Source organism: Leisingera aquaemixtae, from assembly GCF_019801145.1.
In the GTDB taxonomy this organism is placed as follows: Bacteria; Pseudomonadota; Alphaproteobacteria; order Rhodobacterales; family Rhodobacteraceae; genus Leisingera; species Leisingera aquaemixtae_A.
In genome coordinates, this window is sequence record NZ_JAHVJQ010000002.1 from 214,379 (window position 1) to 232,977 (window position 18,599).

Below are 18,599 nucleotides of genomic sequence, written 5' to 3' on the forward strand. Positions count from 1 at the left end.
CCCGGATCCGGACCTGACGTGACACTGCCAAGGATTGCCTTGGCAGCGGGCCCGGCCGCAATAATTTGTGAAGGAGATCACATGCGTTACAAAATCAGCGGCAAACAGATCGACATCGGCGAAGCTCTGCAGGTTCATGTGCAGAACGAGCTGGGTTCGGCCGTTCAAAAATACGCCGAACGGCCAACCGACGCGACTGTGGTCTTTTCCCGTTCGGCGCATGAGTATGTGTGTGAAGCCACCGTCCATCTGTCGACCGGGCTGAGCGCGCAGGCAAAAGCCCACGAAACCGAAATCTACGCCGCCTTCGACGCCTGCTGCGAGAAAATGGAAAAGCAGCTGCGCCGCTACAAGCGCCGGCTGAAGGATCACCACAAGGACCGCAGCGAACCGGTTGAACATCTGGGCGCCAATTCGTATATCCTCGCCTCTGAGGAAGCGGATTCCGAACCGGACTCCCTGCAGCCCATCATCGTCGCCGAAATGGAGACCCGCATCCCCTCCCTGTCCGTCGGGGAAGCGGTGATGCAGATGGAGCTGGCAGGCGCCCCGGTTCTGGTCTTCCGCAATGAAGGCAAAGACGGGTTGAACGTGGTCTACCGCCGTGAAGACGGCAACATCGGCTGGATCGATCCGTAAACACACCCAAGGCATCGGCGCCCCGCAGGGGCGCCGGAACGGAGCAGACACATGCAGATTTCCAGCATCCTCAAGCCAGAGGCCGTCCGGGTTATCGGAGCGGTCTCCAGCAAGAAGCGCTTGTTCCAGGAAATCGCGGATGTCGCTCAGGTCGCTTACGGGCTGGACGCCCAAGGCACTGTCGAGGCTTTGCTGGACCGCGAAAGCCTCGGCCCCACCGGGGTCGGCCATGGCGTCGCCCTGCCGCATGCCCGGCTCGATACCATCAGCGAGGTCTGCGGCACTTTCCTGATCCTGGAAAAACCGCTGGATTTCGGTGCAGTGGACCGCCAGCCGGTGGACATCGCCTTTGCCCTGTTCGCGCCCGAGGACGCCGGGGTTGAACACCTGAAGGCACTGGCACTGGTGTCGCGCACCCTTCGCGAGCAGAGCTTCTGCACCAAGCTGCGCGCCAACCACGATCCGGCTACGCTTTATACCATCCTGACCGAAGGCCAGTCCGTCCAGGCCGCCTGACACCCAAGCCGATCACTCCCGGCTGTTACCGCCGCTCCCGCCTTTCTTCGCCTCGCGGACGGGAAAGCTGCTGCCGTCAAGCCAGGCCCACGGCGCACGGCCTGCAATCTTCCGCATAGCGGCTCTTTTTGAAACGCTCGGGCCGCTGCGGGCCAGCAGGATTACTCCTGCCGCCAGGCGCCAAAGCCGAAGGCCAGGTAATCGCGTTGGTAAACCGAGGCGATCAGCGCCTCTAGGTCCGCATCATAGATGTCCGCCAGCGCAATTGGCTCGTCAGGGCCCGCTTCCGGCACCGCCCCCGGCTCCATCCGCCCCAGCTTGCGGGCCAGCGCGGGCAGATCCTCACCCATTTCATTTTCACGGATCAGCAGGTCCGGAGAGCCAAGTTCGGCAAACCCGGCCAGCGCCTGGCTCTGGGTCGCCCATTCCGCATCCAGCCGGACAGAGGTCTGCCCTGCCAGGCTGGCCTGCACGAACTCCAGAAACCCTGCAAAGGCTTCGCGGTGCTGGGCGCGCGAATAACCGGCGCCAGGGCCTTCTTCGGGAATGGGCAGCTTGAACTGCCGCCGCAGCGTGTTGCGTATCTGCCGGTAGCTGCCTTCACCCGCATTCAGGATCCGGCGGCAGAACACTGCATGCGCCCGCACCGCCGGGTGGCGCAGCACGGTAAAGCTGCGAAAGCCCTTGTTGCCGCGCTTCCACTGGCGCAGCTGCTTCTGGTTCATGCCCTGTATCAGCCCCTCAGGCGCCACATGGTCCAGCGCCGCCATCCACTGCACCACCCCGGCCTCCGGCCCGCCCTTCAGCGGCAGGTACAACAGCGGCGTCGCCACCCCGGCCACATATCCCGGCACTGCCGGGCCGCGGCGCGGCTCGAAATTCGGGGTCCGGGTCAGGTTGAACCGGTCCATGCCGGCCAGCGCCGCCTGCATCTCATCTGGATTGGCCACCTTGGCCAGCACTGGCGCCGGGTTCTGCCGCTTGAGGCTTTCGTCCAGCGCCTCCAGCTGCTGCGAGCCCCCCAGCCAGCGGGCCAGCCCGTTCATCACCTCAAGACTTTGCAGATCCTCGTAAGCCACGTAGAACGCCGTCTGCCCCAGCGCCTGCAGCCGGTTCAGCAGGGTGACCTGGAAATCCTGCAGCGCCCCTACATGGACAGCGAATTCCGCCGCGTCGAACTGCGCCTTGGCCTCCTTGCGGCGCTTCACATTGGTCAGCTTCCACTGGCCGGTTTGCCGGGCGATCTTCCAGGACACATAGCTGTCCAGCGGATTGCGGGTCAGGATGATCTTGGCGCAGCGCGGATCCTCCAGCATCAAGTCCAGCACCCGCGGGTCATGGTCATGGAAATAGCGAAAGCCCCCCAGCTTGCCGGGGTCCGCCTTGACCGCCTCGATCAGCCGCGCCGGGTCCGCTTCCCGCATCGCCCGGGTCACGCCCAGGATTTCCGTGCTGTTCGGATAGCCGATGAAATGCGGATTGAAGGCCTCGCCATGGCAGGCGAGCCCGTCAAAGGCATTCAGGTTGGTCTCCAGAAAATTGGAGCCGGTCCGCATTTCAGCGAAGACAACAAAGTAGTCAAAGGAGGCAGTAGGCATCAGGGTTTATCGCACCAGATAAGGTTTGCGCTGCGGCTTGGCCGGGCTGGCAGGGCTATGCTCCACCGGGAAATCCCCCATCAGATAGGGATGCATGCCCTGGTTCTTCAGATTCTGCAGGAACTGCCCGAAGCCTTCAAGATCGGTCATCCTGGGCGCTTCGCTCAGGTGCCGCACGGCCAGCGGGCCGATTTCGTCGATAATGGTCTGCAAGGGCTCCATCGGCGCCTCGACAAACTCCGCCATGGTCCAGATCCGCACCCGCGCCTTGGTCCATTGCGAGCGCAGGATCTGTAGCTGCTCGGCCTCCCGCTGCTGCAGCCTGGCGGCCTCCTGGCGCAGCTCGGCAAAGCTGCCGCTGGATTTGAACAGCGGGATTGCCCAGGCGCCGCTGATGACTGAGATCTGCGCGTTGGAATCCCGCGCCATCAGCCAGTTCACCGCCTGGTTGGCGCGCGGCCCGTACTGAAAGCACTGCCGCTCGCCGCGGGTGTTCCAGATCAGGCTGGTCAGGAAACTTTCCGGATTGTAGTCGCGCATGCCGGCACTGGCGTTGAGACAGCCGTTGATCAGGCTCTGCCCTTCGGAGAACGCCGCGCCCTCCGGCGCAAAAAGATGGCCATGCACCCTGGCCCCTGTTGTCCTGCCCAGCCAGGTCTCGAAATCCTCGAACAGCTCGGTAAAGCCCTGGAACACCGAATAGGGGTTGGAGGTGACACCGTTCTCCGAGCCGTGGCCGGGAAAGCGGCTTTGCATATAGAGGCCCGCCCGGCCGCGGGTGCGCCGCTCAACCGCCTTGGCAAAGATCCGGTCGATCTTGCCGGGGTTCGGCTCGGTCCGTTTCATCGCCCCGGCGGGATCGGTCAGGAACGCCTGATAAAGCCGCTCCGCATGCGGCCAGATCTTGCGCGCGACAAAGCAATCAGACCGGCGCAACAGCTGCAGGTGGTCGTCGTAGAAAATATGCGGCTTGCCCTGGAAGTCGAACTTGCTCAGTGTCAGCGATCGGCTCTCGATGTTGCCGGAATACTGCCGCGCCAGGGTCTGGAAGTAGCTTTCGTCCGGGATCCAGACCTTGCGGAAATAGGCGTCATAGACTGGGCGCTCCGGGTCCTCCAGGATCGCCGACAGGGTCTTGCGGGTCAGGCACCACCACTGGCTGCCCATGTGCGGCACCAGCCCGGCCGGGATCCGCCGCTTGATCCGCAGCTTGCGCTGCAGGTCCACATAGCGGTCGAACAGGTAGCGGCGCTTTTTCCACGAGAACGGGAACCGCAAAGTGAAACGTTCATGGCTGAGGCCGCCGACAATCCAGGGCACATCCGCGGTGGTTGCGCTTTCGATGAAATCGGTGTCCGGCCGCGCGGCCAGGTAATCCGCCAGTTCCTGCACCGGCCTGAGCGGCAGGCAGGAGCCCGAGGCCAGGTAGACGTGGCGCACATCCGGAAACTCCGCCAGCATCACTTCCGCCGCCGATTGCGAGGCGGCAACGATGCCCCAGGTGCCCCATTCGCAGCGGTGGCGGGCGGAAAACCGCACCAGCGGGTTGCCATCCAGCGACTGGCGGAAGCGGTCAAAGGCGTCGCGCCGGACCTTGCGGTCCACATGCAGCACCACAGGGCAGCCGCTGGCGGTCCAGTGGCGCACCACCTGCGCCGCCCGCTCCAGCGCCGTGTGCACCAGCATGACTACCCCGACCGTGCTCATGCCCAGTTCCCCTTGGACATCAGCCCCAGGATCTCCAGCTGGCGCCAGTTGATGTATTTCTCGCTCCACTTGCACCACAGCTCCGGCTGCTCCGCCAGCTTGCCGGCATAGGCCCTGTACTCGACCGAGCCGCCGTAATGCTGGCCGCGCTGCAGCTCCTCCTCGGCCTTGGCCGTGAAGGTGTCCAGGAACTTGGTGTGCAGCAGCGCGCCGCTCGCCTTTTCGCCGCCATTGGTTTCATAGACTTGGTTCAGCCCGCGCGGCAGCAGCGCATGGGTGGAGCTGGCATAGGCGTAGCGCCGGTGCCATTTGACCAGCGGGATCTTGTTCAGCGCCGGCGCTTTCCGGGGCTGGTCGGCAAAGAACACCCTCGCCCGCGGCCCGCCCTGGATCCACAGGTTGCCGTATTCCGGGTTGCGGCTGATGGTGTAATTGCCGCTGTCGAACCAATGGGCGATCTCCAGCGGGTTCTGCCCGGCCTGGTAAGGCACCTCGCCGACCCGGCCCTTGGGATAGACGTCCAGCAGCATCGCCGAGAAGCTGCGGATTGCCGAATTGTCCAGCCAGTCGGTCAGCGCCCGGATCGGCCGGGTGTCGCAGAACGGGTAGATGAAAAACTCATCCGGATCGACCACCAGCACCCAGTGCCCGTGCGCGTATTTGCGCTTCAGGTAGTTCATCCAGTCGATGCCGTACCCGGCGCGCTTGTAGCTGGCAGCGGTGTGCCACAGCGAGACATCCTCCATTCCGCTCAGGTAGGCGGCGGTGCCATCGGTTGAGCCATTGTCCACGAACAGGAAATGATTGATGCCCATGCTGCGGTAGTACTGCAGGAAATAGGGCAGCCGGATCTGCTCATTGCGCATGGTGCAGACCAGCAGGATGTCATCCGGCCGGATTGCCCCGGTATGGTCCTGCACGGGTGTCAGCTCACCGGATTTGCGCACGGCGCGGACAAGACGCCGTTTGCGCCGCAACCGCATCCGGTAAGAATCCCAAAGCCCCACGTCTACTCCAAACCATTTTCCAAGGAGCGCGCCTGCCTGCCTTAATCCCCCGGCCGACGGCAAGTTTCCGCGCAATATGTCACGCACGCAGTGTATTAACAATGGATTTAGAAACAGTTACGCGGGCGAACGGCGCGGCTGCAACAGTGCCCGCCGCCTGCCGCTCCGGTCACCAGGCAAGCGGGGTCATCAATCCCAATTCCGCCAGCTGGTCCGGACCGCGGTAGCGGACAGATCCCTCATGCCACAGATCCGGCGCGTCAGTGATCCGGTCGTAATAGCCGTCAAACTGCTGCGGCATATGGAAATGCTGCTGCCGCTGCTTCTCTGTCGCGGATTTGGAAACAATCTCCGGCAGGAATTTCGTATGCAGCAGCACCCCCGAGGGTTCTGTCCCGCCCGGCCCGCTGTAAAGCGCATTCATACGGGGCGGCAGCATGGAATGGGTGGAATTGATATATGCATAGCGCCGGTTCCAGCGCACCAGAGGCAGCTTGTTCAAGGTTGGCGAACGTTTTGGCTGGTCCTGAAAGAACACCCTTTCGCGCATGCCGCCCTGGACCCACAGGTTGCCCTGCGGCGGCTGCCGCACCGCCCGGTAGGGGCCGGCATCAAACCACTGCAGCACTTCCGAAGGATCCTGACCCGGCGCGCAGGCCTGTGCGCCCAGCGGCCCCTTGGGATAAAGGTCCAGCATCAGCGCACCAAACCCGGCGCGCCCGCGCTGCTCCAGCATGCTGGTCAGATCGTCCAGCCCGTGGGTCTCCATGCCGGAATAGACCAGCAGCTCATCCGCATCCACCGTCAGACACCAGCGCCCGTGGCCGTGGCGGATCAGCAGCCAGCCCAGCCAGTCGAGACCGAAGCGCGAGTCCCGGTAGCCGGCCTCTGTTCGCCACAAGGAGACATCCGGCTGATCGGCAAGCAGTTCTGCACTGCCGTCATCGCTGCCATTGTCGACCATCAGGAAATGCGCGGCCCCCAACTGCCGGTAGTGCTTCAGGAAATAGGGCAGCCGGGTGATCTCGTTGCGCAGCACGGCAAAGACCAGAACGCCGGTCCCGGGAATCTGCCGGGTGCGGTCGGCCACTTTCTGCATCTGTCGGCGGGCGCGCAGCGCACGCCACAGCATCCGCCGCCGCTTCCACCGCATCCTGTAGGCCCCGGTCAGGCCCAGAGGAGGCAGGTCAGGGGCGGCAGGTTTTGCCATTGTCAGGCCTCGTAGCGGCCAGTCTTGTGCCACTTCCAGGCATCGGCGATCATGGATTCCAGCGCGGACCGGCGCGGCTCCCAGCCCAGCTCAGTGACAGCGCGGGTAGACCCCGACACCAGCTTGGTGCAATCGCCCGCACGGCGCGGGCCGATATTGCAGGGCACGGCCTTCCCGGTGACAGCCTCAGCCTTGTTCATCACCTCGCACACAGAGAAGCCGCTGCCGGTGCCCAGGTTGAACACCCGGCTTCCTTTGCCGTCCTCCAGCCATTTCAGGCCCAGCACATGGGCATCCACCAGGTCGCAGACATGCACATAGTCGCGGATGCAGGTGCCGTCCGGCGTGTCGTAATCGGTGCCGAAGATGGTCAGCGCATCGCGCTTTCCGGCAATCGCATCCAGCACCAGCGGCACCAGATGGGTCTCGGGCCGGTGGAATTCGCCCACCTCTGCCTCAGGATCAGCACCCGCCACGTTGAAATAGCGGAAGATCACCGACCGCAGCCCGTGCGCGGCACCGAAATCCTTGAGGATGTCCTCCACCGCGCGCTTGGAGGCGCCGTAGGCGTTCAGCGGCAGCTGCGGCGTGTTTTCATCCAGCACCACGTTGTCGTGCTCGCCGTAGGTGGCACAGGTCGAGGAGAACACTAAGTCCAGGCAGCCCGCGGCCACCGCGGCCTCGACCAGGTTCAGCGACCCGCCGGTGTTGTTGGCCCAGTAAAGCCCTGGCTCGTTCATCGCGTCACCAACCTGGCTGAGCGCCGCAAAATGCATCACCGCGGCCGGCTGGTATCTGGCAAACACCTCATCCAGCCGCGCCCGGTCGTTCAGGTCGCCTTTCTCGAACGGACCGAATTTTACCGCATCCTGCCAGCCGGTCACCAGGTTGTCATAGGTCACGGGCGTATAGCCCGCCGCCTTCAACGCCTTGCAAGCGTGCGAGCCGATATATCCGGCACCGCCGGTCACGAGGATGTTGGTCACTGTCTCTGCCCCATGCTGGGCCGCCCCGCAACGGGCGGCCACAGTGGTTATTGCGCGGCCTTGCCGACCTGCGCGATCTCGGTGATATAGCTCATCAGGTCGTCCCGCAGCTCATCCCGCGCCAGCGCAAAGGCCACGGTCGCCTGCAGAAAGCCGGCCTTGGATCCGCAGTCGAACCGCTGGCCGTTGAAACGGTATCCGTAAACCGGCACGTCCTGGGCAATATCCTCGGCAATTGCATCGGTCAGCTGGATCTCGCCGCCTGCACCCTGCTTCATCTTGTTGAGGTTCTTCAGAACCGAGGGCGCCAGGATATAGCGGCCGATCACCGCCAGGTTCGACGGCGCGTCCTCCATCTTGGGCTTCTCCACCATGCCATTGGCAGCAACCACCTGGCCCATGTCCTCTTTCACATCAAGCACACCGTAAGACGAGGTCTTCTCCCGCGGAACTTCCATCGCCGCAACCATGTTGCCGCCGGTTTCCTCATAGGCCTCGACCATCTGCTTCAGGCAGGGCGTTTCCGCCGCGATCACGTCATCCGGCAGAATCACGGCAAAGGGCTCATTGGCAATCAGGCGGCGGGCGCACCAGACCGCATGGCCCAGGCCCAGCGCCTTGTGCTGGCGGATATAGGCAATGGCGCCGGATTCCATATCCGTGCTCTTCAGGATCTCCAGCAGATCGTCCTTGCCCTTCTTGCGCAGCTCCTGCTCCAGAACCGGCGAGTGGTCAAAGTAATCCTCCAGCGCGCCTTTGCCGCGGGAGGTTACAAAGATGAACTCCTTGATCCCGGCAGCGCGCGCCTCGTCGATGGCATATTGCACCAGCGGCCGGTCGACCAGGGTCATGATTTCCTTGGGAACCGATTTGGTTGCCGGCAGGAACCGGGTTCCCAAGCCTGCAACCGGAAAAATCGCTTTGGTTACTTTTTTACGCATGTCGTTCTCTCTGCACTCAAATTCCCGGGGCGGCGGTTGATGCCCGTTTTTGCCGCGGGGCGCAGGCGCATCTCACGCCCGGCGGTCTCCAGCAAAAGCTGCTGCGGCTGTCTGCTGCCGCCCGGCAGCACCAATACGCAACTTACGCGTGCGCATGTCTGACTTCATTACCATACTCCAGTCACTCGTGCCCCATTTTCTTCATCATGGCCTCCAGGCGCGGCACATCTTCCGGGTTGTTCAGCTCCCAGAATTCGCGCCCGCGCGCGTCAACCTCAACACACAGCACCTTGCGCCCGTTTTCCAGAAACCGCAGCTGCTCCAGCCCTTCGAGCCGTTCCAGCGGCCCTGTATCCCAGCCAGAATACGCTGCCAAGGCATCCGGACGGTAGGCATAGACTCCGACATGATGAAAGACCGGCGTGTTTTCGCCATCCCCGTATACCTGACCGCAATAAGGCACCACCTCCTTGGAGAAGTAGAGCGCACTGTGGTCCGCGGCAAATACCGCGGTGGTGCCGCCGACCCGGCCGGCCTTGCGGTCCGCCAGCAGGCTGTTCAGCGTCTCGCCGTTGCAGCACAGCACCGGTGTTGCCAGCCCCATGCCGGGAGCCGCCCGCAGCCCTGCGACCAGATCCTCGACAAACCAATGCGGGGTCAGCGGCGCGTCGCCCTGAAGATTCACCACGATCTCATAGCCGCCGCCCAGCGCGGCATGCGCCTCGGCGCAGCGCTCGGTGCCATTGGCGCAAGACTCCGAGGTCATCACCACTTCGGCGCCGAACGCCTCCGCCGCCTCCCTGATCCGGTCGTCATCCGTCGCCACAACCACCCGGTCCACACCCTGCACCGAACAGGCCGCCCGCCAGGAGCGTTCGACCAGCGAGCGTTTCTCGCCGCTGGCTCCGGTCAGCGGCACCAGCGGCTTGCCGGGATAGCGGGTGGAGGCATAGCGGGCGGGGATGACGATCAGAACGGACATCAGGCTTCCTTCAGTTCCACGGCCGGGGCATAGGCAATAAAGAACGGGTTCGCATAGCCCTCTTTACCGTAGGCGAGCGGGGTGTGATCGTCAAAACGCACCACCTTGCCGCCCGCGCCCGCCAGCACCGCATGGCCTGCGGCAGTGTCCCACTCCATGGTGCGGCCGACGCGCGGGTAGATGTCCGCCTCGCCGGTGGCCACCAGGCAGAACTTCAGCGAGGAGCCGGCGCTCTTGCTGTCCTTCACATTGTACTTGCCGATGTAGTCGTCGGTGGCCTGATCGCGGTGCGACTTCGACGCCACCACCATCAGCGCGGAATTGTCGCTGTCCGCAACCCGGATCGCGCGGGTTTCGCCGATGGTCTCCGGATCAAAGGCGCCGGTCTCCTCGACCGCGCTGCCATCGGCCAGGGTAAAGAACATCCGCTGCCGCGCAGGCGCATAAACCACGCCGCGGGTCGGCACGCCCTTCTCCACCAGCGCGATATTGACGGTGAAATCGCCGCGGCGGTGGATGAATTCCTTGGTGCCGTCCAGCGGATCGACGATCAGGAAGGTGTCGCCGCGCTCCTTGTGCGACGCAGCTTGCTCCTCGGTGACCAGCATCATGTCCGGAAACGCCGCCCGCAGCCCTGCCGAGATCAGCGCATCCGCCGCCTCATCCGCTTCGGTTACCGGGCTGTCGTCGGATTTCACCTTCACGTCGAAATCGTCGGAGTTGTAGATTTCCATGATCTTCGCACCGGCCTCAATGGCCAGGCGGCGGATCACGGGCACCAGGTCGTCATAGGTCACACGCATCTCCCCAACACGGGTTTAATTGAAAATTTGCCTCTTGCCCCTTATGATGCCCGGACAGCAGAACGGCAAGCAGCCGCATCACATTCGAGCAGAGAACGCAGGTTCATGTTTCAGCAGCGCACCCAGCCTTCGCGGATGTCCGGATTCTTCACCTTGTCCGAGGTGGTGTTCCATTCCGTCGTGCGCAGTGTCCGCTCCAAGCACAACAACGCCTTTATCGCGCTTGGCCTGAACCTGCTGCAGACGGTTCTGTTCGTCCTGGCCTTCTATGTGATGTTTGCGGTGCTGGGCATGCGCGGCTCCGCCATCCGCGGCGACTTCCTGCTCTACGTGATGTCCGGCGTCTTCCTCTTCATGGTGCACACCAAGACCGTCAGCGCGGTTTCCGGCGCCGAAGGGCCCAGCAGCCCGATGATGCAGCACGCGCCGATGAACACGATGGTCGCCATTCTGTCGGCGGCAATCGGCGCGCTGTACATTCAGGTGCTGTCGCTGTTCACCATTCTGTTTGTCTACCATGTCGCCTTCACCCCCCTGCATATCGAGGAGCCGGTTCCCGCCTTCGGCATGGTTCTGCTGGCGTGGATAACAGGCGCCGGTGTGGGGTTGGTGTTCCTGGTGCTGAAACCCTGGGCGCCCAGCTTTGTCGGCATCCTGACGATGATCTACCAGCGCGCCAACATGATCGCTTCGGGCAAGATGTTCCTGGCCAACACGCTGCCCAGCTTCATGCTCGCCATGTTCGACTGGAACCCGCTGTTTCACTGCATTGATCAGTCGCGGGGGTACGTGTTCATCAACTACAACCCGCATTTCAGCTCCTGGCAGTATGCCGCATGGATCGCGCTGGTGCTGATCGTCGTCGGCCTGATGGGCGAATTCTACACCCGCCGCCAGGTCTCCCTCAGCTGGAGCGCGCGGCGGTGAGGAAACGCGTCGCTGCTGCCCTCCTCTGGCTGGCCTGCGCGGCCCTGCCGGCAGCGGCGCAGGAGTTTCCGGCACTTTATTCCGTTGCCGGCGTGGCAGCTGACGACGTGCTGAATGTCCGCAGCGCCCCGTCGGCAGGTGCAGAAATCATTGGCAGCCTGGCGCCTGACCAGACCGGGGTCGAGGTGGTGCTGGCAGATGACAGCGGCAAATGGGGGCTGGTCAACATCGGCGAGCGCTCCGGCTGGGCCGCGCTGCGGTTTCTTGACCTGGAAGCCAGTTCGGATTGGCACAGGCGGCAGGATCAGCCTTTGGACTGTTTCGGAACCGAACCATTCTGGTCCCTCAGTCTGGACGAAACTCCAATCCTTTCCACCCCGGACAGGCCCGGCACCGCCTTTACCCTGCAGGCACGGGAGCCCGCGGCGGGCCGCAGCGGCAAGTCCGGCTTCTATGCCGCCGGCCAGACAGGCAGCGGGCTGTCCGGGCCGGAGCCGGCCGGCATCTTCGGCACCCTCACCGCAGGGCAATGTTCGGACGGCATGTCGGACCGGACCTACGGCATCGCAATCGACCTGCTGCACCTGCGCGGCGCTGGCAAGATGGACCTGCTGACCGGCTGCTGCTCGCTGGTGCCCTAGGCGGCCGGCCCCAAGACTTTTCAGCAAAAGTCTTGGCAAAAGCTTTCCTTAAAGCTTTTGCCCCGCCGGCATCACGTCACCACCCGCAGCGTCAGGTTGATCCGCCCGCCCTTGGGCAGCAGCCGCGAGGATTTGAAGCGGATCCGGTCCACCCCGTGATAGGTGAGCCGCGCCTCGCCGCCCATAACCACCACATCGCCCGAGCTCAGCCAGACCGATTCCGTCTTGCCGCCGCGGGTCCGGTTGCCGATCCGGAACAGCCCGTCATCGCCCAGGGAGACCGACACCACAGGATAGGAAAAATCCGCCTCGTCCTTGTCCTGGTGCAGCCCCATCCGGGCGCCCTCGCCGTAGTAATTGAGCAGGCAGCATTCCGGCTGCCGCTCCAGGCCGGTCAGCGCATCCCAGATCTGCAGCACCTCGCCCGGGATCTCAGGCCAGGCGCGGCCCGAAGGGTGCGCCTCGGCGTAACGGTAGCCCTTGGCATCCGAGTACCACCCGAACCGCCCGGCCGAGGTCATCCGCACCGACATCTGCCCGCCGCCCGGCACCTTTGGCGAGAACAAGGGCGCCGCCTTCAGCACCGGCCGCAAGCTCTCGATCAGCGCCGCCTGTTTGCCCGGGTCCAGATACCCCTTGTGAACATCGAATCCGCGCACCCGCAAAAGGGTCATTGCCGTTCATCCATCCTTAACTGCAACCCTTGCAAAAAACCGCATTGATTCACGCCCGCGGGCGTGCCTGAGCGCTTGCAGGGCCGATTTCACGTCCCTATATACGCCGGGACGCGGCAAGGTGCAGACCAAACCGCAAATCAATCGGGGCCGGGATGCCGCAACGGGTTCAGGCCTCGGGTAATCGCCTTGAGTAGTAAAAAGGGATCGAAAATGAGCAAAGTTATCGGAATCGACCTGGGCACCACCAACTCCTGCGTGGCCATTATGGACGGCTCCCAGCCCCGCGTGATCGAGAACGCCGAGGGCGCCCGCACCACCCCGTCGATCGTCGCCTTCACCGACGACGAGCGGCTGGTCGGCCAGCCGGCCAAACGCCAGGCGGTGACCAACCCCGACAACACCATCTTCGGCGTCAAGCGCCTGATCGGCCGCCGGTTCGACGACGCGGCCGTCGCCAAGGACAAGAAAATGGTGCCGTTCTCCATCGTGAACGGCGGCAACGGCGACGCATGGGTCGAAGCCAAGGGTGAGAAATACTCCCCGTCGCAAATCTCCGCCTTCACCCTGGGCAAGATGAAGGAAACCGCGGAATCCTACCTGGGCGAGGAAGTCACCCAGGCGGTGATCACCGTGCCGGCCTACTTCAACGACGCCCAGCGTCAGGCCACCAAAGACGCCGGCAAGATCGCCGGCCTCGAAGTGCTGCGCATCATCAACGAGCCGACCGCGGCTGCGCTGGCCTACGGCCTCGACAAGGAAAACACCCAGACCATCGCCGTCTATGACCTCGGCGGCGGCACCTTCGACGTGACCATCCTGGAAATCGACGACGGCCTGTTCGAAGTGAAGTCGACCAACGGCGACACCTTCCTGGGCGGCGAAGACTTCGACATGCGCATCGTCAACTACCTGGCGGATGAGTTCAAAAAGGAAAACGGCGTCGATCTGTCCAAGGACAAGATGGCCCTGCAGCGCCTGAAAGAAGCCGCTGAAAAAGCCAAGATCGAGCTGTCCTCCACCTCGCAGACCGAGATCAACCAGCCGTTCATCTCGATGGACCCGTCCTCGGGCCAGCCGCTGCACATGGTGATGAAGCTGACCCGCGCCAAGCTGGAAAGCCTGGTCTCCGACCTGATCAAGCGTTCGATGGATCCGTGCAAGGCGGCCCTCAAGGACGCAGGCCTGTCCGCCTCCGACATTGACGAGGTGGTTCTGGTCGGCGGTATGACCCGGATGCCGAAAGTCATCGAAGAGGTCTCCAAGTTCTTCGGCAAGGAGCCGCACAAGGGTGTGAACCCGGACGAAGTGGTTGCCATGGGCGCCGCCATCCAGGCCGGCGTTCTGCAGGGCGACGTCAAGGACGTGGTGCTGCTCGACGTGACCCCGCTGTCGCTGGGCATTGAAACCCTGGGCGGCGTGTTCACCCGCCTGATCGACCGCAACACCACCATCCCGACCAAGAAGAGCCAGGTGTTCTCGACCGCGGAAGACAACCAGAACGCCGTGACCATCCGCGTGTTCCAGGGCGAGCGTGAAATGGCTGCCGACAACAAGATGCTCGGCCAGTTCAACCTCGAGGAAATCCCGCCGGCACCGCGCGGCATGCCGCAGATCGAAGTGACCTTCGACATCGACGCCAACGGCATCGTGTCGGTCGGCGCCAAGGACAAGGCGACCGGCAAGGAACAGCAGATCACCATCCAGGCATCGGGCGGCCTCTCCGACGAGGACATCGAAAAGATGGTCAAGGACGCCGAGGACAACGCCGAGGCGGACAAGGAACGCCGCGAGCTGATCGAAGCCAAGAACCAGGCCGAATCGCTGATCCACTCGACCGAGAAATCGGTGGAAGAGCATGGCGACAAGGTCGACCCGTCCACCGTCGAGGTGATCGAGCTGGCCGTGGCCGCGCTGAAGGACGATCTGGAAAACGAGAAATCGACCGCCGAGAAGATCAAATCCGGCATCCAGAACGTCACTGAGGCCGCCATGAAGCTGGGCGAGGCGATCTACAAGGCGCAGGCTGAAGAAGGCGGCGACGATGAGCCCGCAGCCGCAGATGAGACCGCAGGCCCCGGCGATGACGACATCGTTGACGCCGAATTCGAAGACCTGGACGACGACAAGCGCTAACGCCTGACCACTCAGGCCAAGGCGGGCCGGTCCGAACCCCGGACCGGCCCATTTTCGTTGAGGCAGATGGGGTAACCGATGTCAAAACGTGACTATTACGACGTTCTGGGCGTGGCCAAAGGCGCCAGCGCAGACGAAATCAAAAAAGGCTTCCGCAAGAAAGCCAAGGAACTGCACCCCGACCGGAACAAGGACAATCCGGACGCCGAGGCGCAGTTCAAGGAGGCCAACGAGGCCTATGACGTCCTGAAGGACGCCGACAAGAAGGCAGCCTACGACCGCTTTGGCCATGCCGCCTTTGAAAACGGCATGGGCGGCGGCCAGCGCGGCGGCGGCCAGGGCTTTGGCGGCGGCGATTTCTCTTCCGCCTTCTCCGACGTGTTCGACGACCTGTTCGGCGACTTCATGGGCGGCCAGCGCGGCGGTGCCGGCGGACGCCAGCGGGCTTCCCGCGGCGCCGACCTGCGCTACAACCTGCGCGTCTCGCTGGAGGAAGCCTTTGGCGGCCTGCACAAGACCATCAAAGTGCCGGCCTCGGTCTCCTGCACCTCCTGCGAGGGCACCGGCGCCGAAGGCGGCGTGGAACCCACCACCTGCCCGACTTGCTCCGGCATGGGCAAGGTCCGCGCGCAGCAGGGTTTCTTTACCGTTGAACGCACCTGCCCGACCTGTTCGGGCCTGGGCCAGATCATCAAGAACCCGTGCAAATCCTGCCACGGCCACGGCCGGGTAGAGAAAGACCGCTCGCTGTCCGTGAACATTCCGGCAGGCGTGGAAACCGGCACCCGCATCCGCTTGGCAGGCGAAGGCGAAGCCGGCCTGCGCGGCGGCCCTCCGGGCGATCTCTACATCTTTGTCGAGGTCTCGCCGCACAAGCTGTTCGAGCGTGACGGCAACAACCTTTACTGCCGGGTGCCGGTCAGCATGGCCAAGGCGGCGCTTGGCGGCTCCATCGAGGTGCCGACCATCGACGGCGGCCGCGGCCGGGTGCAGATCCCCGAGGGCAGCCAGTCCGGCCGCCAGATGCGCCTGCGCGGCAAAGGCATGCCGGCGCTGCGCGGCGGTGCCACCGGCGACATGTTCATCGAACTGGCGGTGGAAACCCCGATGAACCTCACCGCCCGCCAGAAGGAGCTTCTGCGCGAGTTTGAGGAGATCTCCGAGGAGAACACCAACCCCGAATCCCGCAGCTTCTTCTCTTCGGTGAAAAGCTTCTGGGACGGGATGAAGGGGTGAGCAAGCTCCCCGGAAACGCTCCGGGGGAGCGTTTCGCTTGCGAACGGGCGGAGCCCCGGCCACTAGCCTAAAACGCCTCGATCAAAAGCGCCCCAATCCGGGGCGCTTTTCTTTTGCGCATCCTTTACGCAGGCTACAGCCCAAACGCCTTACGCCCCGCTGCGGCGGTGCACAGGGGGTGTACAGGGGGTGCACGCCTGTCACCCCCCCGCTGCTGCCCTGCGGCCGCTCCGCCACGGCACCTATTAACACTTCCTCAACCATGATGGCGGCACCATGGCGCCATGGCACAGGACCCCGCATTCGAGGACGTCTCCCTGCCGCTGTTCCCCGGCAGCGAGGAGGCTCCTGCGGCCCCGATCTCCCCCGGCCGCCTGCCCTCCTACATCAAGGACCACCGCGCCCGCCTGCGGGAGCGTTTCATGGCCGGCGGCGCCGCGGCGATGCCGGATTACGAGCTGTTGGAACTGGTCCTGTTCCGCTCCATCCCGCGCCGCGACGTGAAACCCTTGGCGCGGCAACTGCTTGATACCTTTGGAGATTTCAACCGCGTTGTGACAGCCCCACCGGAACGGCTGGCGCAAGTGACGGGCATCGGCGACGCGGTCATCACTGACCTCAAGGTGCTGGAGGCCGCCGCCCACCGCATGGCCCGCGCCCGGGTGATTCAGCGCCAGGTGATCTCCAGCTGGGACGCCCTTCTGGACTATTGCCACACCACCATGGCCCACCGCGAAACCGAACAGTTCCGCATCCTGTTCCTGGACCGCAAGAACGTGCTGATCGCCGACGAGGAACAGGGCCGCGGCACCGTCGACCACGTGCCCGTATACCCCCGCGAGGTCGCCAAACGCGCCCTGGAACTCAACGCCAGCGCCTTGATTCTGGTGCATAATCATCCGTCCGGCGACCCCACCCCCTCGGACAGCGACATCGGCATGACAGATCAGATCCAGGCCGCTTTGATTGCGCTGGGAATCACCCTGCATGACCATCTCATCATCGGAAAATCCACCGAACTCAGCTTCCGCGCCCGGGGCTACCTGTAGCGGTTTCTGGCGTCATTATCAGCGGTTCAGGGAGGAAGTGGTGAGCCGTGCAGGATTCGAACCTGCGACCCAATGATTAAAAGAAAGCCCTTTCGAGAAACCACGTAAAAATTGGCATACTCTGCATGAAACTTGCTATTGAAAAACTTCACAAGTTTCCATCAGTCATACTGCTGCTTGTAGCTGGACAGATGGGGTGTTGCACCAATATTGCACCAAAACTCACTTTCGGTCATTCTCCGATGTCTTGAGAACTTACTTGGCTGCTTTGATCCGCAGCAGAAACTTGGTACGGCACCATTTCAAGTATCACGCCCGCAGCATCTAGAATTTTGCGAGCGAATCTATAGTGATCTGACCATTTGTCATCACGGTTAGAGGCGCCATGACCAGACGGCGCTACTAACCTAGTGATACCCGAAGCCACAATCGCCCGAGCGCAATCCGCGCAAGGAAAGAGCGTGCAGTACATAGTAGCTCCAACCAACGAAACTCCCCTCCGCTGAGCGTCATATATTGCGTTCCTTTCCGCATGCTCCAGCATGAAGTACTTCCAGGAAGGGTCGTCAGTTATCGCAAGGAAGCTTGCACTAGAAGAAAGCTGTAGCGCTGTTGGAGGGCTATTTGCCCCAACCGAAAGCACGGTACCTCTATCGTCCACGATCACCGCCCCTACTTGTCGATGCGGGTCATGGCTCTGTTGCCTAGCTTCATCGCTCAGACGTAAAAACTTCAAGTCGGTCTTTGAGATCGTCATTCTGCATCCTACCAACTGGTGGCAGAGGTTTGATAAAGGTTATTCGATGACACTTCTAGCAGGGCTTCGCCTCAATTCAGCAAATCAATACTTCTCAGAAGGCGACCCAGTCCAATGCGGGTCAAGCTATGATCTAACGGTTGGGCAAATCATTGACGGGGAAGGGAAAAGCATACCAGGCCCGTATATATTGAAGCCAGGGCACATGGTGCAGGTCGTCACCAAGCAGGTCTTTCGCCTGCCTAAGACTGTAACGGGACACGTAACTTGCAAAACCACACTGACCAGAGACGGTATCTGGGCGCTTACAGTCGGTATCGTCGATCCAGGTTGGGATGCACCGATTGCTACAACTTTGCTGAACTTCGGAAAAGTCGATCATGTGGTTCAGATCGGTGACAAATTTCTAAGAGTGTCCTTCTTCGAACATGCTGAAGTTGAAGAGAAATTTAGACGAACAAAGCCAAATGAGCTGAACGGCTACATCAACAGTGTGCGGAAGAACGCGGCTGCTTTCTTCCCGAAAACTTTCCTGGACACAAAGAAGATCTCACAAGAGGCCGGAGAGACAGCTGTTCGCGGGATCCGCAATCAATTTGCAGTTTGGCTCCCCGTGGTTGCCGTCCTATTTGCTGTGCTGCAATTGTTTGTAGCCTTCGCTCCTTCCTATCTCCCTGGTTGGGGCGGTGCGTCCTTGGAGCAACTCCATGAAGTTGAGGCTGAACTGCAGATGCTTCGCGTAGAAGTTGACCAGCTTGAGAACTACATTGAGGCCAATGCCCCCCCCTAA

General features: G+C 62.7%; 18 protein-coding genes. 8 read left to right on the top strand and 10 right to left on the bottom strand.

All coding sequences use genetic code 11. From position 1 onward, the window contains the following. The first annotated feature begins 81 nt into the window (after positions 1-81). Positions 82-639, top strand: a complete 558-nt coding sequence (gene hpf, locus KUW17_RS05545; RefSeq protein WP_222476627.1) for a ribosome hibernation-promoting factor, HPF/YfiA family — start codon at positions 82-84, stop codon at positions 637-639. Between the two features lie 51 nt (positions 640-690). After that, on the top strand, positions 691-1,155 hold the full coding sequence (locus KUW17_RS05550; protein ID WP_222476628.1) for a PTS sugar transporter subunit IIA: 465 nt from the start codon (positions 691-693) through the stop codon (positions 1,153-1,155). 161 nt (positions 1,156-1,316) lie between these two features. Here KUW17_RS05550 and KUW17_RS05555 read toward each other — a convergent pair whose 3' ends face one another. The 8 genes from KUW17_RS05555 to cysQ all read right to left on the bottom strand — a co-directional run bounded on the left by KUW17_RS05555 (position 1,317) and on the right by cysQ (position 10,383). Next, entirely contained in the window at positions 1,317-2,753 is a 1,437-nt protein-coding gene (locus KUW17_RS05555; RefSeq protein WP_222476629.1) for a sulfotransferase family 2 domain-containing protein, read from the bottom strand. A gap of 6 nt (positions 2,754-2,759) precedes the next feature. Beyond that, positions 2,760-4,460, bottom strand: coding sequence for a beta-1,6-N-acetylglucosaminyltransferase (locus tag KUW17_RS05560; protein WP_222476631.1), 1,701 nt, complete (start codon positions 4,458-4,460; stop codon positions 2,760-2,762). Further along, a complete protein-coding gene (locus KUW17_RS05565; RefSeq protein ID WP_222476633.1) occupies positions 4,457-5,443 on the bottom strand; it encodes a glycosyltransferase family 2 protein in 987 nt (328 codons plus the stop codon). The genes KUW17_RS05560 and KUW17_RS05565 overlap by 4 nt, the downstream gene beginning before the upstream one ends. A 193-nt stretch (positions 5,444-5,636) precedes the next feature. Next, entirely contained in the window at positions 5,637-6,677 is a 1,041-nt protein-coding gene (locus KUW17_RS05570) for a glycosyltransferase family 2 protein (protein ID WP_222476638.1), read from the bottom strand. A 2-nt stretch (positions 6,678-6,679) separates the two neighbouring features. Continuing rightward, entirely contained in the window at positions 6,680-7,663 is a 984-nt protein-coding gene (gene galE / locus KUW17_RS05575; RefSeq protein WP_222476639.1) for a UDP-glucose 4-epimerase GalE, read from the bottom strand. Between the two features lie 47 nt (positions 7,664-7,710). Then, positions 7,711-8,604: a UTP--glucose-1-phosphate uridylyltransferase GalU gene (gene galU, locus KUW17_RS05580; RefSeq protein WP_222476640.1), complete on the bottom strand. Its 894-nt coding sequence runs from the start codon at positions 8,602-8,604 to the stop codon at positions 7,711-7,713. A gap of 181 nt (positions 8,605-8,785) precedes the next feature. After that, positions 8,786-9,586, bottom strand: coding sequence for a 3-deoxy-manno-octulosonate cytidylyltransferase (locus KUW17_RS05585; protein ID WP_222476641.1), 801 nt, complete (start codon positions 9,584-9,586; stop codon positions 8,786-8,788). Beyond that, positions 9,586-10,383, bottom strand: coding sequence for a 3'(2'),5'-bisphosphate nucleotidase CysQ (gene cysQ / locus KUW17_RS05590; protein WP_222476643.1), 798 nt, complete (start codon positions 10,381-10,383; stop codon positions 9,586-9,588). Before cysQ ends, KUW17_RS05585 begins: the two co-directional genes overlap by 1 nt. A gap of 111 nt (positions 10,384-10,494) precedes the next feature. On the opposite strand from cysQ, the gene KUW17_RS05595 reads away from it, so the two are divergent. Both KUW17_RS05595 and KUW17_RS05600 read left to right on the top strand, forming a co-directional pair. Next, a complete protein-coding gene (locus KUW17_RS05595; RefSeq protein WP_222476645.1) occupies positions 10,495-11,316 on the top strand; it encodes an ABC transporter permease in 822 nt (273 codons plus the stop codon). After that, the gene (locus KUW17_RS05600) at positions 11,313-11,957 is read left to right on the top strand and encodes an SH3 domain-containing protein (RefSeq protein ID WP_222476646.1); all 645 of its coding nucleotides are present in this window, start codon (positions 11,313-11,315) and stop codon (positions 11,955-11,957) included. Before KUW17_RS05595 ends, KUW17_RS05600 begins: the two co-directional genes overlap by 4 nt. A 71-nt stretch (positions 11,958-12,028) precedes the next feature. On the opposite strand, the gene KUW17_RS05605 is transcribed toward KUW17_RS05600, so the two are convergent. After that, positions 12,029-12,631, bottom strand: a complete 603-nt coding sequence (locus KUW17_RS05605; RefSeq protein ID WP_222476647.1) for an alpha-ketoglutarate-dependent dioxygenase AlkB family protein — start codon at positions 12,629-12,631, stop codon at positions 12,029-12,031. Positions 12,632-12,844: 213 nt separating this feature from the next. Here KUW17_RS05605 and dnaK point away from each other — a divergent pair, with 213 nt between their 5' ends. The 3 genes from dnaK (at position 12,845) to radC (ending at position 17,052) form a co-directional block, all read left to right on the top strand. After that, positions 12,845-14,767 carry a molecular chaperone DnaK gene (dnaK, locus tag KUW17_RS05610; protein ID WP_222476648.1) on the top strand — a complete coding sequence of 641 codons (1,923 nt, stop codon included), beginning with the start codon at positions 12,845-12,847 and terminating at the stop codon, positions 14,765-14,767. A 78-nt stretch (positions 14,768-14,845) separates the two neighbouring features. Then, on the top strand, positions 14,846-16,003 hold the full coding sequence (gene dnaJ / locus KUW17_RS05615) for a molecular chaperone DnaJ (protein ID WP_222476651.1): 1,158 nt from the start codon (positions 14,846-14,848) through the stop codon (positions 16,001-16,003). A gap of 284 nt (positions 16,004-16,287) precedes the next feature. After that, positions 16,288-17,052 carry a RadC family protein gene (radC, locus tag KUW17_RS05620; protein WP_222476653.1) on the top strand — a complete coding sequence of 255 codons (765 nt, stop codon included), beginning with the start codon at positions 16,288-16,290 and terminating at the stop codon, positions 17,050-17,052. Between the two features lie 232 nt (positions 17,053-17,284). On the opposite strand, the gene KUW17_RS05625 is transcribed toward radC, so the two are convergent. Beyond that, entirely contained in the window at positions 17,285-17,809 is a 525-nt protein-coding gene (locus KUW17_RS05625) for a deoxycytidylate deaminase (RefSeq protein WP_222476654.1), read from the bottom strand. Positions 17,810-17,855: 46 nt separating this feature from the next. Between KUW17_RS05625 and KUW17_RS05630 the strand changes: the two genes are divergently transcribed. Continuing rightward, positions 17,856-18,599, top strand: coding sequence for a dCTP deaminase domain-containing protein (locus tag KUW17_RS05630; protein WP_222476655.1), 744 nt, complete (start codon positions 17,856-17,858; stop codon positions 18,597-18,599).